A 19,858-nucleotide genomic window follows, 5' to 3' on the forward strand; every position below is an offset into this window, starting at 1 on the left:
GGCTCGGCCGGTCATCGGCCGGCCTCGCCGAACCAAGATGTCAAAAGATACGGGGCGGGGACATGCATCTGAGGGAGGACGGAATTTCATGGCGGGTATCCACGCGCTCGATCGGTTGATCGGCAACGACTATCCGGATCTTTTGACGGACGAGGAGGTCCGGGCGTTCGAGCAGGTTCCCTATGCCGACCGCGTCGCGGCCGAGAGCATCTATGACGCCATCAGGCTTGGTGCTGAGCGCAACCTCGACGGCGCGGCGATCCAGTTCCTGCAAAATGCCGATCCCGCCGACACGCCGGTCGCGGTCACGTATCGCGATTTCATCGCGCGCGTCACGCAGGCGGCCAATATGTTTCACGCGCTCGGCGCCGAGAAGGGCGACGTCATCAGCTTCATGCTGCCGCTGGTGCCGGACGCCTTCGTCACTCTGTTCGGCGCGGAGGCTGCCGGCATCGCCAACCCCGTCAATCCGCTGCTCGAGCCGCACCAGATCGCCGAGATCCTGGAGGCCGCGAACACCAAGATCCTGGTGGCGCTCGGACCGATGCCGGGCACCGACATCTGGCAGAAGGTCGAGCAGATCCGCCCGCAGCTGAGGCATCTGAAGGCAGTCGTGCAAGTATTCGGCGGCGGCGATCCGGCCAATGGCATCTTTTCCTTCAGCGACCTCATCAAGCAGCAGCCGTCGGACCGGCTCGTCAGCGGACGGCAGATCCACGGCAGCGACATCGCCGCCTATTTCCACACCGGCGGCACCACCGGCACGCCGAAGCTGGTGCGGCACACCCATGCCAACCAGGTCTATCAGGCCTGGGCCCTCAATCTGCTGCTGAAGGCGAGGCCGGGTGCAAACCTGCTGTTCGGCATGCCGCTGTTTCACGTCGGTGGATCGCTGACGCAAGTGCTGCTGACGCTGTCGAGCGGCGGCTCGCTGGTCGTGCTGTCGCCGAGCGGCTGGCGCAACCCGAATGCGGTGAAGAACATCTGGCAGCTCGTCGAGCGCTTCAAGCCCGAGGCGCTGTCGAGCGTGCCGACGGTGCTCGCCGCGACCCTCGCGGTGCCGCCGGGGAATGCGGATATCTCGAGCCTGAAATATGCGGCAGGGGGCGGCTCGGCGATTCCGGTCGCGGTCGGCTCGGCGATTCAGGAGAAACTTAAGCTACCGGTGATTGAGGTCTACGGCATGACCGAGACCTCGAGCGTGCACACGCTCGCCTATCCCGGCCGGCCGATCCGGCTCGGCTCGGTCGGTCTTCCCATGCCTTACGCGCGGGTGCGCATCGTGCAGCTCGACGCCGAGGGACGCCTGATCCGCGACTGCAAGCCGGACGAGATCGGCGTCGTCATCATGGCCGGGCCCGGCGTGTTCGGCGGCTATCTCAACGACGAGCACAACAAGGGCGCCTTCGTCGACGGGGTCTGGGTCAATTCCGGCGATCTCGGCCGCCTGGATGCGGACGGCTATCTCTGGATCACCGGCCGCGCCAAGGATCTCGTGATCCGCGGCGGCCACAACATCGATCCGGCGCCGATCGAGGAGATCATGTTCAGACATCCCGCCGTCGGCTTCGCCGCCGTGGTCGGCCAGCCCGACGCCTATGCCGGCGAATTGCCGGTGGGATACGTGCAATTGAAGCCCGGCGCCAAGGTCGAGCCGGGCGAGCTCGAAGCATGGGTGCGCGAGCGCACGCCGGAGCGCGCCGCCGTCCCGGTGCAGGTCATTCCGATCGATCCGATGCCGGTGACGGGCGTCGGCAAGGTGTTCAAGCCGCAGCTGCGTTGGGACGCGGCCGAGCGCGTGTTCACCAAGGTGCTGGCGCCGCTGGTCGAGCGCGGCATCGACTGCAATGTGAAGGTCGGTCCGCACGGCAGCCACGGCTCGATCGCGACCGTGACGCTCGCTGGTCTGCAAGCGGATCAACGCGAGGCGGTTGCGAGCGAGGTGCATACGCTGCTCGCCCCGTTCGTGATGCGGCACGAGGTGGTGCAGGCGTAGGTGCTTGCGTGAATTGTAGATCCTACGGGTGACAGGTGGTCAGGGGTAAGTTGAGTTTGCGACCGCCAACTCACCCGGAGGATCTACGAGCGCGGCGTGCGGTCCTATCCCGCCGGCATTCGCGTCTCGACCAGACGGGCCCAGAACGAGGCGCCGTGGCCCAAAATGTTGTCGTTGAAGACGTAGGCCGGGTGGTGGCATTCGTTGCCGTCGCCCATGCCGACCAGCACCATCGCGCCGGGACGTGCTTCCAGCATGAACGAGAAGTCCTCGGCGCCCATCATCGGGATGAACTTGTCATTGACACGGTCGGCGCCGACGATGTCGCGGGCGACGTTGGCGGCAAGGCCGGCCTCGCGGGCATGGTTCATCGTCACCGGATACATCCGCGTGTACTTCGTCTCGGCCGAGCCGCCATAGGCGCGGGCGATGCTGTCGGCGACTTCGCCGATGCGGCGCTCGACGAGGTCGCGCACTTCAGGGTCGAGCGTGCGCACGGTGCCGGCGAGTTCGGCGACCTCCGGGATGATGTTGAAGGCCGTGCCGGAATGGAATTGCGTGATCGAGATCACCGCGGACTTCAGCGGGTCGACGTTGCGCGCGACGATCGACTGTAGCGCACCCACGATCTGCGAGCCGATCAGCACGCTGTCGACCGACTTGTGCGGCCCCGCGCCGGCGTGTCCGCCCTTGCCGCGAACGGTGATCTGGATGTTGTCGGATGAGGCGAGCATTGGGCCAGGCGTGGTGGCGAAATGGCCCTCGGGGAGGTTCGGCATGTTGTGCATGCCGTAGACCTCCTGGATGTTCCAGCGCGTCATCAACCCGTCTTCGACCATGGCCTTGCCGCCGCCGCCGCCTTCCTCAGCGGGCTGGAAGATCATCACCGCCGTGCCATCGAAATTGCGCGTCTCGGTCAGGTACTTTGCGGCGCCGAGCAGCATCGCGGTGTGGCCGTCATGACCGCAGGCGTGCATCTTGCCAGGCACCTTGGAGGCATAAGGCACGCCCGAGGTCTCCATGATCGGCAGCGCGTCCATGTCAGCGCGCAAACCGATCGTCTTGCCGGAGGCGGACTTGCGGCCGCGGATCACGCCGACCACGCCGGTGCGGCCGATGCCCGTCACCACTTCGTCGCAGCCGAACTCGCGCAGCTTGTCGGCGACGATGCCGGCGGTGCGGTGGACTTCGTAAAGCAGCTCGGGGTTCTCGTGGAAGTCATGGCGCCAAGTGGCCATTTCGTCGGAGAGGGCGGCGACGCGATTGACGATGGGCATGGGGAATCCGTGTTTTGTGGGCCTTGGCGTTATTCCGGGACACGCGAAGCGTGAACCCGGAATCTCGAGATTTCCGGGTTCGATGCTCCGCATCGCCCCGGAATGACAGGAATTCAGCTCTCCCCGAACACCCGCTTGAAGATCGTGTCGACGTGCTTGAGGTGATAGCCGAGGTCGAACTGCTCCTCGATCTCGGCGTCGGTGAGATATTTCTTCACCTCAGCGTCCTTCTTCAGGAGCTGGAGGAAGTCGCCTTCGCCGCGCCAGACCGGCATGGCGTTGCGCTGCACGAGCTTGTAGGCGTCCTCGCGGCTGGCGCCCTTCTGGGTCAGGGCCAGCAGCACGCGCTGCGAATGCACGAGGCCGCCGAGGCGGTCGAGGTTCTTCTGCATGTTGGCGGGGTACACCAAGAGCTTGTCGATCAAGCCGGCGAGGCGCACCAGCGCGAAGTCGAGCGTCACGGTCGCGTCCGGGCCCATCATGCGCTCGGCCGAGGAGTGCGAAATGTCGCGCTCGTGCCAGAGAACGACGTTCTCCAGCGCCGGCGTCACATAGGCGCGCACCATGCGGGAGAGGCCGGTGAGGTTCTCCGACAGCACCGGGTTGCGCTTGTGCGGCATCGCGGAGGAGCCCTTCTGTCCTTCGGAGAAGAACTCCTCGGCCTCCAGCACCTCGGTGCGCTGCATGTGGCGGATTTCCACGGCAACGCGCTCGATCGAGGAGGCGATCACGCCGAGCGTCGAGAAATACATCGCGTGACGGTCGCGCGGGATCACCTGGGTCGAGATCGGCTCGGGCACGAGCCCCATGGCCTTGGCGACGTGCTCTTCGACGCGCGGGTCGATCTGCGCGAAGGTGCCGACGGCACCGGAGATGGCGCAGGTCGCGACTTCCTTGCGCGCCGCGATCAGGCGCTCCTTGGCGCGGGTGAATTCGGCATAGGCGTAAGCGAGCTTGAGTCCGAAGGTGACGGGCTCGGCATGGATGCCATGGCTGCGGCCGATGGTCGGCGTCATCTTATGCTCGAAGGCGCGCTTCTTCAGCGCGGCCAGCACCTTGTCGAGGTCAGCAAGCAGCAGATCGGCGGCGCGGGTGAGCTGAACGTTGAGACAGGTGTCGAGCACGTCGGAGGAGGTCATGCCCTGGTGCACGAAGCGCGCCTCGGGGCCGACGATCTCGGCGAGGTGGGTGAGGAAGGCGATGACGTCGTGCTTGGTCTCGCGCTCGATCTCGTCGATGCGGGCGACGTCGAAGACGGCGTCCTTGGCCTTGGCCCAGACCGTTTTGGCGGCCTCCTTTGGGATGGTCCCGAGCTCGGCCAGGGCGTCCGCCGCATGCGCCTCGATCTCGAACCAGATCTTGAACCGGGTCTGCGGCTCCCAGATCGAGGCCATTTCCGGGCGGGTATAGCGGGGAATCATCTGACGGCTCCAGCTAGGTAGGCGGGCGACCCAAGGGGGCTTTGCCGGCCAAAATGCTTTTTACGCCGTGATTTAACAGAGCGGGCGGGGCGAAACAAACGGCTGAGGCAAGGTAGCGGGGGATGACTGGACCGGGCAGGCAGCTGAGTGCCCAAGTAGTGCCCAAGCCGGCTGGCGGCGGTTGCCCGCGGCTTGGCCGGGCGGGCCGGAGAAATCAGCGGTCAATCACGGATCATTGACTGACAGATATTGAAATCTGTCAGCGAGACGTGTATATCCGTTTCCGGACGCTCCGATTGGGCGTCCCGCGACAGCCCCGGGAAGCCCGACATCCGAACCAAGCTCGGATCGGAGGGCAGATTGAAGAACGGGGACCGTGGACGAATGGAGACTTAAGACAATGACGACCGAAATCCTCAATTTCACCGGCGTGATTGGGCATTGGCTCAATTTGCTGGTGGCGCGACAGATCGCGGCGCAAGCTGCAAAACTGCCTCATTAAGGCATAGGCTTTCCGAACGACCGGCCAGGGCGCTTCGGAAGCAGCCCCAGTGCCGGGTAACTGAGCCCCAACCGGGAACATGGTGCTGGCATGAATGAAGCCGTTGTCTTGACGCCGGAGCGGATCCTCGAAGTCACCGAGGACGTGCTCAGGCGTTACGGACTTGCCAAGGCCACAGTGGTCGACGTTGCCCGTGCGCTCGATGTGAGCCACGGCAGCGTCTATCGCCATTTCCCCAGCAAGGCCTCGCTGCGCGAGGCCGTTGCCAAGCGCTGGCTCGACCGCATCGACGCGCCGCTACGCGCGATCGCCGAGGAGCACGGCCCGGCGCCTGACAGGCTCGACCGCTGGTTGCGCACGCTGTTCGCCGCCAAACGTTCGCGCGTGCTCGATGACCCCGAGATGTTCCAGACCTATCTGACGCTGGCGCGCGAGGCCTGTGCGGCCGTCAAATGCCACAAGGACACCATGATCGACCAGATCGCGGCGATCCTGACCGACGGCGTGAAGCGGGGGGAATTCGCCGTGGGCGACGTGAAGGCGACCGCGCGCGCCATCTTCGATGCCACCGTTCGCTTCCACCATCCGGCCCATGCCGACGAATGGAAGGATGCCGATCTCTCCGCGCGCGTCGATGCGACGCTGGCGCTTTTGCTGCGCGGGCTGAAGGCGGCCTAGATCCGCAGGACCCATTCAGTCCCAGGTGCGGCCAATCAACCTTTCGTCTTGTGGAGAGCGGCGCCATCGCGAAGCGAGGGCGAGGAAACCGAATGTCTTCGCGCGTGGAAGGCAGGATCGGACGATGGCACGACCGGCGGACTATCCGGATATGCATTGACTGCGATTTCGACGGCGTCCTTTGACCGCTTTCGAAGGCGGTAGAATGTGAGCTCCTGATCGAGCATGGGGCAGCGGAAGTGGACGACGGCTGTGTCCGGCAGACGGCAAAGTTCGTCGATGAGCTCGCCCACTGTGATGATCGGGGGGTGGTCGACGACCCTGTGATGATCCTTACGCATGGCGATTTACTCCTCCACTCCACTACTAACCGGGGCTGGATAGCCTCCGTTCCATCCCACTCAGCAGATTTACGAGCGCCACCTCGCTCGCGGAATCCGTCAGCTCCGCTGCTAGATCCTCGTTAACCCACAGGTTGCGGCGAGCCGCACGAGCTGCGCATCCGTGCGCGCGCCGGTCTTCGACTTGATCAGATAGTGATAGTTCTGCACGGTCTTGACGCTGAGATTGAGATGGGTCGCGATCTGCTCGGTGGTGGCGCCGCCGGCGAACTGGCGCAGGATCTCGATCTCGCGCTCACCCAGCTGGTCCAGCACCGAGCCGGTTGGCGACAGGCTGTCCGCGGCGAGGACATGCGCGATGTCGTCGCTCATGGCGCGCTCGCCGCGCGCCACGCTGCGGATGGCGTGCACCACGGCTGAGGGTTCGCTGCTCTTGGTGACGAAGCCGCTCGCGCCCGCGCCGAAGGCTGCCTTCACCAGCACAGCCTCGTTGTGCATGGTGAAGACCAGAATCCGCGCTCGTGGGCTGCGCGCGCGGATGTTGCGGATCGCCTCGAGCCCGCTCGCGCCGGGCATCGAGATATCGAGTACGACCACATCAGGATCATGCGCCTTGAACGCGCCGTAGGCCTCCGCGGCGTTGTCGGCTTCCGCCACGACGTGCAGATCGCCCTGGCTCTCCAACACGCGCCGATAGCCTTGCCGCACGATCGGGTGGTCGTCGACCAGCAGCACGGAAATGCCTGTTGCTGCAACCTCGCTCATTCCGGCCTCACGCAGCGAGCGGGATGGTGGCGGCAACGCTGAGGCCGCCGCGCGCAGGCATGATCGACAGCGATCCGCCGGCGGCCGTGACGCGCTCGCGGATGCCGGTCAGGCCGAAACCGGCCGATTGCGCGACGCGCTCCGCATCGCCGCCGCCGTCGTCCTCGACGCGGATCAGCAGCGCACCGTCCTCGCCGGCACGCCGTTCGATGCGCAGACTGATCTCGTGCGCTGCACTGTGGCGCAGCGCGTTGGTCAGGCATTCCTGCGCGACACGATAGGCCGTGGTGGCGGCCGGGCCGCTGATGTCGGTGAGGTCGCCCCTGAGATCGAGCCGGATCGTCGGCCGTGCCGCGCTGTGCGAGCGCCAGCTGTCGACGAGATTGACGAGGCTGGCCTCGAGCCCGAGCTCCTCGGGCAGCGGATTGCGCAGCCGCTTCAGTGCATCGCGAAGCGAAGCCATCAGATGATGCGTGGCCTGCGAGATCATGCGCGCATCCTGCGCGATCCCGGTGTCGCCGTTGTCCCTCGTGCTGGCTGTTTCGATTGTGTTGGCGAAGGCGAGGATGGCGGAGAGATTCTGCCCGAACTCGTCGTGCAGCTCGCGGGCGAGCGCGCGGCGTTCGTCCTCGCGGATCTCGATCAAGCGCCGCGTCAGCGCGGCGCGCTGTTCGGTGGCTTCCTCCAGCCGGCCGCCGAGCTCGCCGACGGCGTTGCCGATCATCGCCAGCTCCATCGAGCGGAAGCGCGGCAGCTTGGTGCGATACTGTCCGCGCGCCATGCGCTGCAATGCAGTGACGATCGCACGCGCCGGCGCCAGCGCATGTGCGATCGCGAGCGAGGCCAGCAGCGCGATTGCCGCCGCCATCAACAGCGCGACGTCGATCACGTTGAGGATGTACTCCCACGCCAGCGAGATGGCCGCGGCGCCGTCCGGCGTCGCCACCACCGTCCCGGCGGCCGCCGCGCGCGGGCTGACGGGCCGTACCACCTCGGCGTGGCTGCCGAGGAAGGTGGGTACAATGGCGGCGAACCAGCGCGGCGGCGTCTTGCCCAGCCCCTCGCTCTGGCCGCAGAGCGGCTTCTCGAACGCGGCGGCCGGCTGGAACTCGACGCAGACGCCGGGCGAGATCAGCTTCATCGTCTCCAGCGTGCGCCAATCTGGAACCGGCAAAAGGTGCTCGCGCGCTCTGCTGCTGCGCAACAAAAGCTCACGCCAATACAGCGCCTGGAGCGCCTGCGCGACCCGCTGCGCCGAGGCCGCAGTCGCCCGATCGACGCTGCGATAGGCGTCGAACGTGGCCCACACGGTTGCAGCTCCGAGGCAGAGCACGACGATGAGCAGCAGACGGGCGACAAGCTGAAGCACGAGGCGCATGCGATCATCCCCGACGTTTGGTAAGGTCAGCCTAACAACGCCGCCGCGCCTTGCCAATTGCAGGGAACGCCCGGGCTGCAGCTCGGGCAAATTTCCCGAGCCGGATTGGGCATGGGTCTTTGGACCGGGCGCGGCGTCTTTGATCTAATCGGGCAGGAATCTTTACAGGCCAATCGTTGCGAGCGAGGAGCGGTGCAGCATGAGTTCGATGACGATTGGACCAATCCCGAGCCAGGCTGCCGATCCATCCGAGCGCAGCGCGCTGCTGTTCTGGATGATCTTCACCGGACTGTCGATCTTCGCCGTCGTGCTGTTGTGGCGCTTCGGCCTGATCCATCTGATGTTGACTTCGGACCGCACCTACATCTCGAGCGTCATCGCGGTGCTCTATGTCGTCACCTGCGGCCACTGCTTCCTGCGGACGCGGGCGATCGCGCGCGAAGGGGCGGCCGCGCGGCGTTGCCGCGCGGTGCTGTCGGCGACCGGTGGCAGCAAGGCGCTCGATGCGAGCGCGGCGGGGCTACCACGCGGTCTGGTGCGCGATCACATCGAGAGCCTCTTGACGAAGGCTGCTGCCCAGGACTATCGCCCGGTCGATCAGACGCTGCTGCTGCGGACGCTCGCCGATCGCTTGCGCGGCTCCAACGGATTCGGGGCCTTCGTCTCGGACACGCTGATGAAGCTCGGCCTGCTCGGCACCATCATCGGCTTCATCATCATGCTGGCGCCGATCGCAGGGCTGGATGCCGCCGACAAGGTCGCGATGCGCTCCTCGATGGGCTTGATGAGCGACGGCATGGCGGTTGCGATGTACACGACGCTCGCCGGCCTCGTCGGCTCGATCCTGGTCCGCATCCAGTACTACATGCTGGACGCCGCGACCCAGCGGGTGTTCTCGGACGCGGTGGTGCTGACCGAGACGTACGTGACGCCGGTGCTGGAGCGCAAGGGTTCTGGTGCGCGGTCATGATCGATGATTTCGGCCTCTATCCGCGTGAGGAGGCGTTCGATCCTCTGGGCGTGATGCTGTTCAAGGCGCTGCAGGTGATCGCGTTCCTGTTTTTCCTGGCGTTGCTCGCGGTGTCCCCGGATGCCAAGGACGGCAAGATCGACTCCAAGGCGGAGTTCATGATCACGCTGGACTGGCCGGACAATCACCCCGACGATCTCGACCTGTTCGTGCAGGATCCCGCGGGCAACATCGCCTGGTATCGCCACCGCGAGGCCGGCTTCCTCACGCTCGACCGCGACGACCGCGGCGGCGCCAACGACTTCATCATGGTCGCCGGCAAGAAGATCGCCTCGCCGATCCGCGAGGAGATCGTCACGGTGCGCGGCATCCTCGCCGGCGAATACACCGTCAACGTCTCGCATTTCGTCGCCACCACGGGCGAGCCCGTGACGGCCAATGTGAAGGTGCAGAAGCTCAATCCGACCGCGCAGGTGATCTTCGACAACAAGTTCACGCTGGACCACACCGGCGACGAGAAGACCGCGGTCAGATTCCGCATCGATGCGGAAGGCAAGGTCGTAAATGTCGATCAGCGGCCGAAATCGCTGCTGGAGACGTTCCGCAGCAGCTGGCGCAACGGCGCCGACGTCGACCCCAAGACCGGTGTGAGCAGGAACGCTGTGAGGGTGCGCCGTGAGTAATCCGCAAACGGTCATCCTGACGCTGTCGGTCGCTTATGCCGTCATCGGCGCGCTGCTGCTGGTCGTGTTGGTCTATGCGCGGCTCCACTGGTCGTTGAAGGCGGTCGCCGTGGTCGTGACCAGCGCGTTCTACGTCGTCAGCTTCACTGAAATGCGCGGGCTGCTCGGCTGGGCCAGCTCCGACCGGCTGCCTGTCACCTTCAAGCTGCTGAAGGCGCGCATCGTCGAGCCGCATTCGCTTCAGGGCGATCCCGGCTCGATCTATCTTTGGGTCGAGGCGTTGGACGAGGACAATCGCCCGAGCGGCATCCCGCGCGCCTTTCGGGTGCCCTACGATGACCGGCTGGCCGACAAGACCCACGCCGCGGAGAACGAGATCGCGGCGGGTCATCCGCAAGGCGGGCGCGCGGCGGATTTCGGCGGCGGCGACGGCAGCCTGATCGACATGGTCCGGGAATATGTGACGCCGAAGACCATTCTGGAGACCAGCGGCGGCGATTCCTCGACCGGCGAGTTCAATGCCCCGCCCGCCGGTGCGCAAGGCGCCGTCTTCACGCCGCTGCCGCCACCCCGGATGCCGCCGAAGGACGAGCAGTAGGCCTTTCACCATCAATGCAGGGCAGCGCTGGTAAACGGCCCAGTGCTGGCGCATCTTCTTGACCTCCCTCAATTTGGCCTTATCGGCTTCCAATAAGAATTTGAGGGTGGAGGGTGCGTGCTTCTCGCTGTCTTCTCGGATATCCACGGTAACCGGCAGGCGTTCGAGGCCTGCCTGAAGCTTGCCCGCGCCAAGGGGGCGGAGCGGTTCGTCTTGCTCGGCGATTTCGTCGGCTATGGTGCCGATCCGGAATGGGTGGTGGATACGGCGATGGAGCTGGTTGCGCAGGGCGCCATCGCGGTGCGCGGCAATCACGACCAGGCGGTCAATTCCTCGGCCGAGACCATGAACGCGGAGGCGCAGATTGCGATCGAATGGACCCGCGGCCGCCTCGACGCCGCCCAGCGGCGATTCCTGGCCGAATTGCCGATGCAGGTAGCGGACGGCGATCGCCTGTTCGTGCACTCGGAGGCCTCCAGCCCGCAGCGCTGGCATTACGTGCGCTCGACGGCGGATGCGGCCAAGAGCCTGATCTCGACGCCCGCCCATGTCACCTTCTGCGGCCACATCCACCGTCCGGCGCTCTATTCGATGTCGGTGACGGCGAAGATGTCGAGCCTCGTGCCCAAGACCGATGTCTCGGTGCCGCTGCTGCGTGGACGGCAATGGCTGGCGGTGCTCGGCTCGGTCGGCCAGCCCCGCGACGGCGATCCGTCGGCGGCCTTCGTGCTGTTCGACACGGTGTCGTGCCAGATCACCTATTGCCGCGCGCCCTATGATATCGAGACGGCCGCGAGCCGGATCCGCCAGAACGGCCTGCCGCACTGGCTGGCCGACCGGCTATCGCAGGGACGCTAGAGGCCGATGCCGAAACCCCTGGTCAGGTCAGGCGCGGTGATCGACGGTTACACGATCGGCGAATGCGTGCATGCCGGCGGCATGGCGACGCTGTGGACCGTCACCCATCCCGGCATCGACGTGCCCTTGCTGATGAAGATCCCGCGGGTGTCTGAGGGCGAGGACCCCGCCGCGATCGTCTCCTTCGAGATGGAGATGATGATTCTGCCGCGGCTCGCCGGGCCACATGTGCCTGCGTGTTTCGGCACCGGCGATTTCGCGCACCAGGCCTATGTCGTGATCGAGCGCATCTCCGGGACCACGCTCTACAAGCGGCTGCCCGACCTGCCGCTGCCGTATGACGAGGCGCGGCAGCTCGTTGCGAAGATCGCGACCGCGCTCGCCGACCTGCACCGGCAGAACGTGATCCATCACGACATCAAGCCGAGCAGCATCATGTTCCGCGAGAGCGGCGAGGCGGTGCTGATCGACTACGGCCTCTCGCATCATAACCATCTGCCTGATCTGTTGCAGGAGGAGTTCCGCCTGCCTTACGGCACCGCGCCCTATATGGCGCCTGAGCGGCTGCTCGGGGTGCGCGACGACCCGCGCAGCGACCTGTTCTCGCTCGGCGTGCTGCTCTATTTCTTCACCACGGGCGAGCGTCCGTTCGGTGAGGGCGAGACCTTGCGCGCGATGCGGCGCCGGCTGTGGCGCGATCCGCATCCGCCGCGCGCGCTTCGCGCCGACTATCCGCCCTGGCTCCAGGAAGTCGTGCTGCGCTGTCTGGAGATCGAGCCGGTGTGGCGCTATCCGACGGCATCCCAACTCGCTTTCGATCTCGCCCATCCGGACCAGGTCAAGCTCACCGCGCGCGCGGAGCGGCTGAACCGTGACCCCTTAGGCGTTGTGTGGCGGCGCCGCTTCAATCAGGGCGTCATGCAGCCGCGTGCGAAATCGGACGTCGCGGCGCAGATCGCGTCGAGCCCAATCCTCGCCGTGGCGCTCGATACGGTGGAAGGCACACCGGAGCTGAACGAGGCTCTGCGCGTGACGACCGAGCGCATTCTCGCCACGCTGCCCTCGGCGCGGCTTGCCTGCCTCAACGTGCTCAAGCTGAACCGCATCGCGATCGATCGGACGCTCGACGAGCAGGGCTCCAACAAGCATATCGACCGCCTGGTCGCGCTCCGGCATTGGGCGACGCCGCTCAAGCTGGACGAGAGCCGGCTGTCGGTTCATGTGCTGGAAGCCATCGATCCCGCCGCCGCGATCCTGGAGTTCGCCGAGGCGAACCAGGTCGACCACGTCATCATCGGCGCGCGGCAGAGCTCGTTCAGGCGCACGCTGCTCGGCAGCGTCTCCGCCAAGGTGGCCTCGGAGGCGACCTGCACCGTCACCGTGGTGCGGCCGCCGCGGATGGCTGGGGACGCTGGCGGGTCAGAAATGGCGGGTTAGGCCGTCTGACGTCCTGCGCGTGGATCAGGCCGCTTGCTTGCGGCGGATTGGCCAGGAGAATTGCGGGCCGGGATCGCCGTGATCCGCGCTGCCAAAATACTGGATGATCTCGCGGCAGGGCTCGCAACTGAACAGGGTGTGCGACGCGGACCCCTTGGTCATTTCCTTCAGGCAGTTCGGGCAATGCGGTTTCATGGGACGGTCCGGGAAAAAGGATTCTGAGTGTCGGCCTGCGTGGCGAGGTCGGCCGAAGAAATAAAATCGAGGCTGGGATGCGGGCGGCGTGGAATGCGGCACCTGCGCTTCGGCTAACGCTTCACAGGTGCAAGCTGCATGGCATCATCCCCGGCGGCGATGAAGGTGGATGATGCGGGCAAAGGATGCGGCCTTTACCGGTCGCGCCACGTAGAGGCTGCGAGCTGCAATCGCTGCATTGAACCCGAACCACAACGCTACGGCAGTCCAAATCAGGGTCGTCGTCATGATGTGCTCCCGTCAAAAGCAGGCAGGATCACTTGCGATGATTTGCGCGAATCAGTGAAGTCCGGATGAGTACGGATCAGGATTGCAATTTTAACCTTTGCGCGCTGCAGCACCCGCAAATGCCACGGGTCATCTGCATCCGCTGTGTCGCTCGATCCAGATCAAATCGCTTCGCCGCGGGCCCCCAGCGCCGCGTTGCGGATCGCGGCGATGTTGGTCTTGTAGGATTCCAGCGTGCCGCCCCTGAACACCGAAGTGCCGGCGACGAAGGCGTTGGCGCCGGCCGCGGCGAGCGCGCCCGCAACATCGGGGCCGACGCCGCCGTCGACCTCGATGTCGATCGGACGGCCCGCCGTCATCGCGCGGATGTCGCGGATCTTGCCGATCGCAGAGGGGATGAAGGCCTGGCCACCGAAGCCGGGATTGACCGACATGACCAGCACGAGGTCGACGAGGTCAAGGACGTATTCGAGCGCGCTGATCGGCGTTGCCGGATTGAGCGAGACGCCGGCCTTCTTGCCGAGCGCGCGGATGGCCTGGAGCGAACGGTGCAGGTGGGGACCTGCCTCGGCATGTACGGTGATGTGGTCGCAGCCGGCTTTCGCGAAGGCCTCGAGATAGGGATCGCAGGGCGAGATCATCAGATGCGCGTCGAAGATCTTCTTGGTGTGCGGGCGCATCGCCTTGATGACGTCGGGACCATAGGAGATGTTGGGAACGAAATGCCCGTCCATCACGTCGAGATGGATCCAGTCGGCGCCGGCGGCGTCGACCGCGCGGACCTCCTCGCCGAGCTTCGAAAAGTCCGAGGCCAGGATCGAGGGCGCGATGGCCAGGGGGCGGGGGGCGAAGGCTTGGGTCATGGCGCGTTTTCCCGTGGCGGACGGACGACGAATGGCCTCGCCTAACATGGGCCTCCGTGGCGGGCAATGCAGGAGGGGCGGGCTTCCTGTGGGCGGAAATTTCTGCCGCCGGCGGCATGAATTGCCGACGTTCCCACGGCCTGCAAAGCGTGGTGAATGCGGATTTCATTGAACTTTTCGCGCTGGCACGTCGCTTGCTGATCTGACCTGACAGAACATTGGCCGCGGCATGCCGCATCGGTTGGAGTTGTGCAATGTTGTTCGCCCTTGGTGCCGTATCGAGCGCGCTCGATGCGATCCAGTCGCTGACCAACGCGAAATCGTCGTCGACGCAGAAGACGGGATCTTCGCAGAGCGCGCCGCTCAACCCGTTCGCGATCGACAGCGGCAGCAGCACGACGGGCGGGGCGAGTTCGTCGGTCAATGCGGGCAAATATCCGCAGATCTCGCCGGAGACGATGAACGCGTTGTTTGCTGCGCAGAGCCAGTCGGCGGACAGCTCGGTCTCGTCGAATTCGGCACCCTCGGCGTCGAACGGCCGGGATGCCGCGCTGAAGCACCTGTTCTCGCAAATCGATACCGACGGCGACGGCAGCATCACCAAGTCGGAATTCGAGGATGCGCTCGGCGCCGGCGGCACCAATCTGGCGCAGGCCGATGACGTGTTCTCGAAGCTGGATTCGAATGCGGACGGCAGCGTCAGTCTGGATGAGATGTCGAAGGCGCTGAAGAGCGGTCATCGCGGTCACCACGCCCATGGCGCGGGCGACGCCTCCGGCAGCGGCTCGGATTCCTCGTCGTCGAGCGGCGGATCGACCTCGACCACGACGACCAACGCCGACGGCTCGACCACCACCACCGTCACCTATGCCGACGGCTTCAAGATGTCGACCACGGTGCCGGGCGCCTCCAGCAGCTCGAAGGCGAACGGCGGCGGCAATTCGCCTTATGACTGGTTCGGGCAGATGATGCAGCGCCAGGCGCAGGCCGCCTCCGCGACCGCGTCCTCTTCGACGTCGATGAGCGTGTGAACGAAGAGCGCTCTCCCTCGGCAAATGACGCTGTCATGCCCCGGCTTGACCAGGCTTGACCGGGGCATCCAGTACGCCGCGGCCTTCCGGTTCAATCACAACCGTCTCTGGAATCGCCCGGTCGCCGGGCGATGACACCCGATGTGGGGCGCTAGCCGAACCTGTCCCTCCACGCCGGCTGCGCACCGGGGAACGGCAACGCCGTCGCGCTGTAGACACCGCGGGCGATGGCGCGTGCGACCACATTGGCTGCGATCGTGCCGAGCTCGGTGAGGCCGGCCAGCGGTTCGATCGGCTTTTCGCACGTGGCGGCGGCAAACAGCACGTCACCGTCGGTCGGCGCATGCACCGGATAGATCGCGCGGGCAAAGCCGGTGTGCGCGATCATTGCCAGCCGCTTGGCCTGGGGTTTGGTCAGCACCGCGTCGGTGACGACGGCGCCGATGGTGGTGTTTTCGCGCGCGGTCGCCGCGGGACCGCCCTTGATACGCATGCGCAGCATGTCGTCGGTGAACTTGTCCGGCAGGCCGCGTCCGCCGAATTCGCCGCCCACCTCGAACGGTGCCGCCCAGAACCACGGCCCGTCGCCGACGGTGACAGTGCCGACCGCGTTGACGGCGACGATCGCCGCGACCTTCACGCCGTCAGGCGTCACGGCCGAGGCCGAGCCGAGCCCGCCCTTGAACGTTGCCGTGGTGGCGCCGAAGCCGGCGCCGACGCTGCCGAGCGCGAAGTCCGCGCTGGTGGCGGTGGCCGCCGCGGCGTAGCCGAGGTCGCGATAGGGCGAGAAGCGTCCCCAGGCCTTGTCACCGGCATTGAGCAGGTCGAACAGGATCGCCCCCGGCACGATCGGGATCAGCGCTTCGCGAACCCTGAAGCCGCGGCCCTGCTCGGCCAGCCATGCCTGTACGCCGCCGCCAGTATCGAGGCCAAAGGCGGAGCCGCCCGACAGCGCGATCGCGTCGACGCGCTCGACCGTGTTGGCGAGATCGAGCAGCGCATCCTCGCGTGTGCCGGGGCCGCCGCCGCGAACGTCGATCGCGGCGATCGCGGGAGAATCGAAGATGATCGCGGTCGCGCCGGAAGCGACTTTCGCATCTTCGGCATGGCCGACCCGGACGCCGGCGATATCGGTGAGAAGGTTCTTCAAGACGACCCTCGTCGTTGAGAGCAATTCGCGATCTGCGATAGCGCAGCGATGCCGCAGGCTCAACTGGCGAGCGCGGTCCTCAGCATCTTGGCCAGCTCGGACTTGCGGTACGGTTTTGCCAATAGCAGCACGCCGGAATCCAGCCGGCCGTGATGGACGATGGCGTTTTCGGTGTAGCCCGAGGTGAACAACGTCTTCAGGTCGGGGCGGCGCCGGGCCGCTTCGTCAGCAAGCTGGCGGCCGTTCATGTTGCCGGGCATGATGACGTCGGTGAAGAGCAGGTCGATGGTCTCGTCGCTGTCGATGATCTTGAGCGCCTCGGCGCCGTTGGCGGCCTCGAGCGCGGTATAGCCGAGGCTCTTGACCTGCGTCACGACATATTGCCGCACCAGCGCGTCGTCCTCGACGATCAGGATCTTCTCATTGCCGCCGGTGATGGGCGCGTTCTGGAGCGCCTCGAACTCGGTCTCCTGCACGCCGGTCGAGCGCGGCAGGTAGATCTTCACGCTCGTGCCGTGGCCTTCCTCGCTGTAGATCTTGATGTGGCCGCCCGACTGCTTGACGAAGCCGAACACCATGCTGAGGCCGAGGCCAGTACCCTTACCGACCTCCTTGGTGGTGAAGAAGGGATCAAAGACCCGGTCGATCAGCTCCGCAGGGATTCCGCTGCCGGTATCGCTGACCGCGATCATCACGTAATTGCCGGCCACGACATCGGGATTCATGCTGGCATAGCCGTCGTCGAGGAAGATGTTGCGGGTCTCCAGCACCAGGGTGCCGCCGTCCGGCATGGCGTCGCGCGCATTCAGCGCGAGATTGAGGATCGCGGTGGACAGCTGGCCCGGATCGACCAGCGTCGGCCAGGCATCCTCGGTGAGCTGCGGCATGATGGCGATCTGCTCGCCGAGGGTGGGATGCAGCAGCTTGGCGGCTTCGAGCACCAGCGCGTTGACGTCGATCTCGCGCGGCTGCAGCGGCTGCTTGCGCGCGAAGGCGAGCAGGTGCTTGGTCAGCTGCGCGCCGCGCTCGGCGGCATCGTCGATCAGCTTGGTGATGGCGGCAAGCTCGGGCCGGTCGGCGACCGCGTCGCTGAGAATGCCGATCGTGCCCGTGATGACGGTCAGCACGTTGTTGAAGTCGTGGGCGACGCCGCCGGTCAACTGGCCGATGGAGTCCATCTTCTGGACCTGCCGGAGCTGCGCTTCGGCGGCCTGCTTGTCGGTGAGGTCACGGCCGATGAAGTAGTGGCGCTTCACCGGCTCCGACCAGGTGCCCATCCAGTTCAGCGTGACCTCGTGACCATCGTAGTGGTAGTAGCGCGCCTCGAAACTGCGCTTGACCGCGCCACGACGGGCTGCGCGCATCTCGTTCCGGGTCTTCTCGAGGTCGTCGGGGTGGATGAACTCGGTCGCGCTGTGCCCGACCATGTCCTCGGGGCTGTAGCCGAGGATGTTCTTCACGCTCGGGCTGACCTGGACGAAATTGCCATAGCCGTCGGTGACCAGGATCAGGTCCTGCGATGTCTCGAAGATGCGCTGGCGCTCTTCGGTTTCGCGACGCAGCTTCTCTCTCGCCTGTTTCTCTTCGGTGATGTCATGGGCGATCTTGGAGACGCCGATGATCTCTCCCGCGTCGGTCCGCAGCGGTGAGATGTTCAGAACGACGTCGAGCGGGACGCCGTCTTTCCGGAGACGAACCGTCTCGTGCTGGGCGATCGATTCGTTGCTGGCGACCCGGTTGAGAATGCTCCTGACTTCGCTCTTGCGATCCGGCGGCACGATGATGTCGATGGGCTTGCCGACCGCCTCGGCTGCGGAATAGCCGAACAGATGTTCGGCGGCCTTGTTCCAGCCGGTGATGATACCGTCGAGCGTTTTCGTGATGATGGCGTCATTGGACGACTCGACCACTGCGCCGTACAGCGCGAGGCGCTTGCCGTAGTAATCGCGTTCCGAGGCCGATTGCTGGCGCAGCCTCCCGACGAGGCCGACCGTATGCGCCTGAAGGCGGACGTTCTCGATGAGAAGCACCGCGAGCACCAAGGTCGCCGCGGCGAGGCCGTAGAGCCGGCCGGCGTAGAAGCCGAGATCGAAGCGCGCGACGTTGACGATCGCCGACAGCGCGATGTCGAACAGCCAGGCGCACATGACCACCATGAGCCAGACGTCGATCACCGTATGCGGCCTGCGGAACCAGAGCGAGACCAGCGCGGCGAAGCTGAGCGACCACACGAAGGACACGACTCCAATCATGGTCGCCGTGTAGTGACCGTCGCGCAACAGGACCGGCAACAGATCGTGCTGTGCAGTCACGATCCAGGCGAAGACGGCGATCGCGGCGATGACGCCGAGCACGCTGGCTGAAATCGCACTGCTTGCCGGACCGCGAATCTGCGGACCACCGTCCTTGTCCTTCAGCCAGGCGTAACCCATCACGCACAACGGAAAACCGGCATGCCAGATCATGTAGAGCCAGACCGTGGTCTGCCGGCCCGCGCCAAAGAGCCCGCTTGGTGCGAACAGTCCGGGGAAGGTGAGGGCGTGAACCAGGGCGGCAGCGGCGGTGAAGAGATAGCCGGTCGCGAGCCACAGCAGTGCGCGGGTCCGCATGACCGCAAATTGCGACAGCAGCAGCACTGCCGTGACGATGTCGCTTACGGCAAGCGCCGATTGATAACTCGCGACGAAGGCCGGGACCGGCTGCAGCGGGGTACCGGCGAACGGCGCGGCCGCTGCGAACAGGAGGGAGGACACGCCGACAATCGTCAATGCTGCGCTGCGGTCGGTCGAAGTGGCCGGCAGGGTCGAAAGAAATGTGCTTCGGTCGATCGTCGCAGGCACGTCCACCTCTCGCGGGTCCGTCTTGAGCAGGGTCTTGAGCATCTCCGCTGGTCTCATTCGGTCGGCAGTTCCGTCATGGTAGCGGGTTCTGGACGCAGCTTGTGAAGGAACCCGGTTACGACTCAACCAAAGGTTACAGCTTACTTAATTTCGGTGGGAACGCGGAATTAGGGCAGGTAAGACGCGCTTTACTGGGACGGTGCCATAATGCCACTCTGCCGCGGCGGGTTCCAGGCTGGATCAGGCGATTTGATCAACATCGGGAGTTGTTCCCAATGCCTCGCGTTCTCATCATCGATGACCAGAAGGGCGTCCGCACGATGATGGCGATGGTGCTTCGGGTCAATCGTTTCGAGGTCGAGGAGGCCGAGAGCGGCGCAGCCGGACTGAAGGCCTTCGCGGAAAGCTCCTTCGACGCGGCGATCGTCGACATCTTCCTCGGCGACGCCAGCGGCGTCGACGTCATTGCTGTGCATGTTCAATAATTCGCTGATTGGATCGCTGCAGCGGAGGAACGATCCGATGCGAGACAACAGCTATGACCGAACGGTTGAACGCAACTATCTGCAGAAGTGGCGTTTTCTGAT

At 65.4% G+C, this 19,858-nt stretch carries 18 protein-coding genes and 1 pseudogene; 10 read left to right on the forward strand and 9 right to left on the reverse strand.

Annotation, left to right across the window (positions count from 1 at the left end; genetic code table 11):
* Window positions 1-88 precede the first annotated feature (88 nt).
* On the forward strand, window positions 89-1,996 hold the full coding sequence (locus EAV90_RS29735; protein ID WP_129145501.1) for an acyl-CoA synthetase: 1,908 nt from the start codon (window positions 89-91) through the stop codon (window positions 1,994-1,996).
* A 104-nt stretch (window positions 1,997-2,100) separates the two neighbouring features.
* On the opposite strand, the gene EAV90_RS29740 is transcribed toward EAV90_RS29735, so the two are convergent.
* Window positions 2,101-3,273: a M20 aminoacylase family protein gene (locus EAV90_RS29740; protein ID WP_129145502.1), complete on the reverse strand. Its 1,173-nt coding sequence runs from the start codon at window positions 3,271-3,273 to the stop codon at window positions 2,101-2,103.
* A gap of 113 nt (window positions 3,274-3,386) precedes the next feature.
* Window positions 3,387-4,694: an adenylosuccinate lyase gene (gene purB, locus EAV90_RS29745; RefSeq protein WP_122402506.1), complete on the reverse strand. Its 1,308-nt coding sequence runs from the start codon at window positions 4,692-4,694 to the stop codon at window positions 3,387-3,389.
* 592 nt (window positions 4,695-5,286) lie between these two features.
* Here purB and EAV90_RS29750 point away from each other — a divergent pair.
* Window positions 5,287-5,874, forward strand: a complete 588-nt coding sequence (locus EAV90_RS29750) for a TetR/AcrR family transcriptional regulator (RefSeq protein WP_162500218.1) — start codon at window positions 5,287-5,289, stop codon at window positions 5,872-5,874.
* Between the two features lie 452 nt (window positions 5,875-6,326).
* Here the strand turns inward: EAV90_RS29750 and EAV90_RS29760 are convergent, their stop codons facing one another.
* Together EAV90_RS29760 and EAV90_RS29765 are read right to left on the reverse strand one after the other, a co-directional pair.
* Window positions 6,327-6,980: a response regulator gene (locus EAV90_RS29760; protein ID WP_122402511.1), complete on the reverse strand. Its 654-nt coding sequence runs from the start codon at window positions 6,978-6,980 to the stop codon at window positions 6,327-6,329.
* Window positions 6,981-6,987: 7 nt separating this feature from the next.
* Window positions 6,988-8,358: a sensor histidine kinase gene (locus tag EAV90_RS29765; RefSeq protein ID WP_129145503.1), complete on the reverse strand. Its 1,371-nt coding sequence runs from the start codon at window positions 8,356-8,358 to the stop codon at window positions 6,988-6,990.
* 199 nt (window positions 8,359-8,557) lie between these two features.
* Here EAV90_RS29765 and EAV90_RS29770 point away from each other — a divergent pair, with 199 nt between their 5' ends.
* From EAV90_RS29770 to EAV90_RS29790, 5 genes are all read left to right on the forward strand, one after another.
* Complete coding sequence (locus EAV90_RS29770; protein ID WP_129145504.1) at window positions 8,558-9,328, forward strand: MotA/TolQ/ExbB proton channel family protein; 771 nt, start codon at window positions 8,558-8,560, stop codon at window positions 9,326-9,328.
* Window positions 9,325-10,011, forward strand: a complete 687-nt coding sequence (locus tag EAV90_RS29775; RefSeq protein ID WP_129145505.1) for a DUF2135 domain-containing protein — start codon at window positions 9,325-9,327, stop codon at window positions 10,009-10,011. Before EAV90_RS29770 ends, EAV90_RS29775 begins: the two co-directional genes overlap by 4 nt.
* Entirely contained in the window at window positions 10,004-10,609 is a 606-nt protein-coding gene (locus EAV90_RS29780; protein ID WP_122402515.1) for a hypothetical protein, read from the forward strand. Before EAV90_RS29775 ends, EAV90_RS29780 begins: the two co-directional genes overlap by 8 nt.
* 117 nt (window positions 10,610-10,726) lie before the next feature.
* Complete coding sequence (locus EAV90_RS29785; RefSeq protein ID WP_122402516.1) at window positions 10,727-11,467, forward strand: metallophosphoesterase family protein; 741 nt, start codon at window positions 10,727-10,729, stop codon at window positions 11,465-11,467.
* Between the two features lie 6 nt (window positions 11,468-11,473).
* Window positions 11,474-12,904: a serine/threonine protein kinase gene (locus EAV90_RS29790; RefSeq protein WP_122402517.1), complete on the forward strand. Its 1,431-nt coding sequence runs from the start codon at window positions 11,474-11,476 to the stop codon at window positions 12,902-12,904.
* 24 nt (window positions 12,905-12,928) lie between these two features.
* Here the strand turns inward: EAV90_RS29790 and EAV90_RS39745 are convergent, their stop codons facing one another.
* From EAV90_RS39745 to rpe, 3 genes are all read right to left on the reverse strand, one after another.
* Window positions 12,929-13,099, reverse strand: a complete 171-nt coding sequence (locus EAV90_RS39745) for a hypothetical protein (protein WP_164937160.1) — start codon at window positions 13,097-13,099, stop codon at window positions 12,929-12,931.
* Window positions 13,100-13,243: 144 nt separating this feature from the next.
* Entirely contained in the window at window positions 13,244-13,387 is a 144-nt protein-coding gene (locus EAV90_RS39750; protein WP_164937161.1) for a hypothetical protein, read from the reverse strand.
* A gap of 161 nt (window positions 13,388-13,548) precedes the next feature.
* Window positions 13,549-14,250 carry a ribulose-phosphate 3-epimerase gene (gene rpe / locus EAV90_RS29795; RefSeq protein ID WP_100231273.1) on the reverse strand — a complete coding sequence of 234 codons (702 nt, stop codon included), beginning with the start codon at window positions 14,248-14,250 and terminating at the stop codon, window positions 13,549-13,551.
* Window positions 14,251-14,306: 56 nt separating this feature from the next.
* On the opposite strand from rpe, the gene EAV90_RS39755 reads away from it, so the two are divergent.
* Window positions 14,307-14,456 (forward strand): hypothetical protein, encoded by a 150-nt coding sequence (locus EAV90_RS39755; RefSeq protein ID WP_160118817.1) that lies wholly within the window; start codon window positions 14,307-14,309, stop codon window positions 14,454-14,456.
* Between the two features lie 48 nt (window positions 14,457-14,504).
* Window positions 14,505-15,281, forward strand: a complete 777-nt coding sequence (locus EAV90_RS29800) for an EF-hand domain-containing protein (protein WP_122402518.1) — start codon at window positions 14,505-14,507, stop codon at window positions 15,279-15,281.
* A 151-nt stretch (window positions 15,282-15,432) separates the two neighbouring features.
* Here EAV90_RS29800 and EAV90_RS29805 read toward each other — a convergent pair whose 3' ends face one another.
* Both EAV90_RS29805 and EAV90_RS29810 read right to left on the reverse strand, forming a co-directional pair.
* A complete protein-coding gene (locus EAV90_RS29805) occupies window positions 15,433-16,431 on the reverse strand; it encodes a P1 family peptidase (RefSeq protein WP_122406582.1) in 999 nt (332 codons plus the stop codon).
* Window positions 16,432-16,490: 59 nt separating this feature from the next.
* The gene (locus EAV90_RS29810) at window positions 16,491-19,313 is read right to left on the reverse strand and encodes a PAS domain S-box protein (protein WP_430644757.1); all 2,823 of its coding nucleotides are present in this window, start codon (window positions 19,311-19,313) and stop codon (window positions 16,491-16,493) included.
* 233 nt (window positions 19,314-19,546) lie between these two features.
* Here EAV90_RS29810 and EAV90_RS29815 point away from each other — a divergent pair.
* Window positions 19,547-19,741: pseudogene (locus EAV90_RS29815) on the forward strand (response regulator); the annotation flags it as partial.
* Window positions 19,742-19,858: the final 117 nt, after the last annotated feature.

The sequence above is a fragment of the Bradyrhizobium vignae genome (genome assembly GCF_004114425.1).
In the GTDB taxonomy this organism is placed as follows: Bacteria; Pseudomonadota; Alphaproteobacteria; order Rhizobiales; family Xanthobacteraceae; genus Bradyrhizobium; species Bradyrhizobium vignae.

Excerpts from the sequence above, each read along its gene's own strand:
- EAV90_RS29735 (WP_129145501.1), top strand. The coding sequence starts at position 89 with ATGGCGGGTATCCACGCGCTCGATCGGTTGATCGGCAACGACTATCCG.
- EAV90_RS29740 (WP_129145502.1), bottom strand. The coding sequence starts at position 3,273 with ATGCCCATCGTCAATCGCGTCGCCGCCCTCTCCGACGAAATGGCCACT.
- purB (WP_122402506.1), bottom strand. The coding sequence starts at position 4,694 with ATGATTCCCCGCTATACCCGCCCGGAAATGGCCTCGATCTGGGAGCCG.
- EAV90_RS29750 (WP_162500218.1), top strand. The coding sequence starts at position 5,287 with ATGAATGAAGCCGTTGTCTTGACGCCGGAGCGGATCCTCGAAGTCACC.
- EAV90_RS29760 (WP_122402511.1), bottom strand. The coding sequence starts at position 6,980 with ATGAGCGAGGTTGCAGCAACAGGCATTTCCGTGCTGCTGGTCGACGAC.
- EAV90_RS29765 (WP_129145503.1), bottom strand. The coding sequence starts at position 8,358 with ATGCGCCTCGTGCTTCAGCTTGTCGCCCGTCTGCTGCTCATCGTCGTG.
- EAV90_RS29770 (WP_129145504.1), top strand. The coding sequence starts at position 8,558 with ATGAGTTCGATGACGATTGGACCAATCCCGAGCCAGGCTGCCGATCCA.
- EAV90_RS29775 (WP_129145505.1), top strand. The coding sequence starts at position 9,325 with ATGATCGATGATTTCGGCCTCTATCCGCGTGAGGAGGCGTTCGATCCT.
- EAV90_RS29790 (WP_122402517.1), top strand. The coding sequence starts at position 11,474 with ATGCCGAAACCCCTGGTCAGGTCAGGCGCGGTGATCGACGGTTACACG.
- EAV90_RS39745 (WP_164937160.1), bottom strand. The coding sequence starts at position 13,099 with ATGAAACCGCATTGCCCGAACTGCCTGAAGGAAATGACCAAGGGGTCC.
- EAV90_RS39750 (WP_164937161.1), bottom strand. The coding sequence starts at position 13,387 with ATGACGACGACCCTGATTTGGACTGCCGTAGCGTTGTGGTTCGGGTTC.
- rpe (WP_100231273.1), bottom strand. The coding sequence starts at position 14,250 with ATGACCCAAGCCTTCGCCCCCCGCCCCCTGGCCATCGCGCCCTCGATC.
- EAV90_RS29800 (WP_122402518.1), top strand. The coding sequence starts at position 14,505 with ATGTTGTTCGCCCTTGGTGCCGTATCGAGCGCGCTCGATGCGATCCAG.
- EAV90_RS29810 (WP_430644757.1), bottom strand. The coding sequence starts at position 19,313 with ATGCTCAAGACCCTGCTCAAGACGGACCCGCGAGAGGTGGACGTGCCT.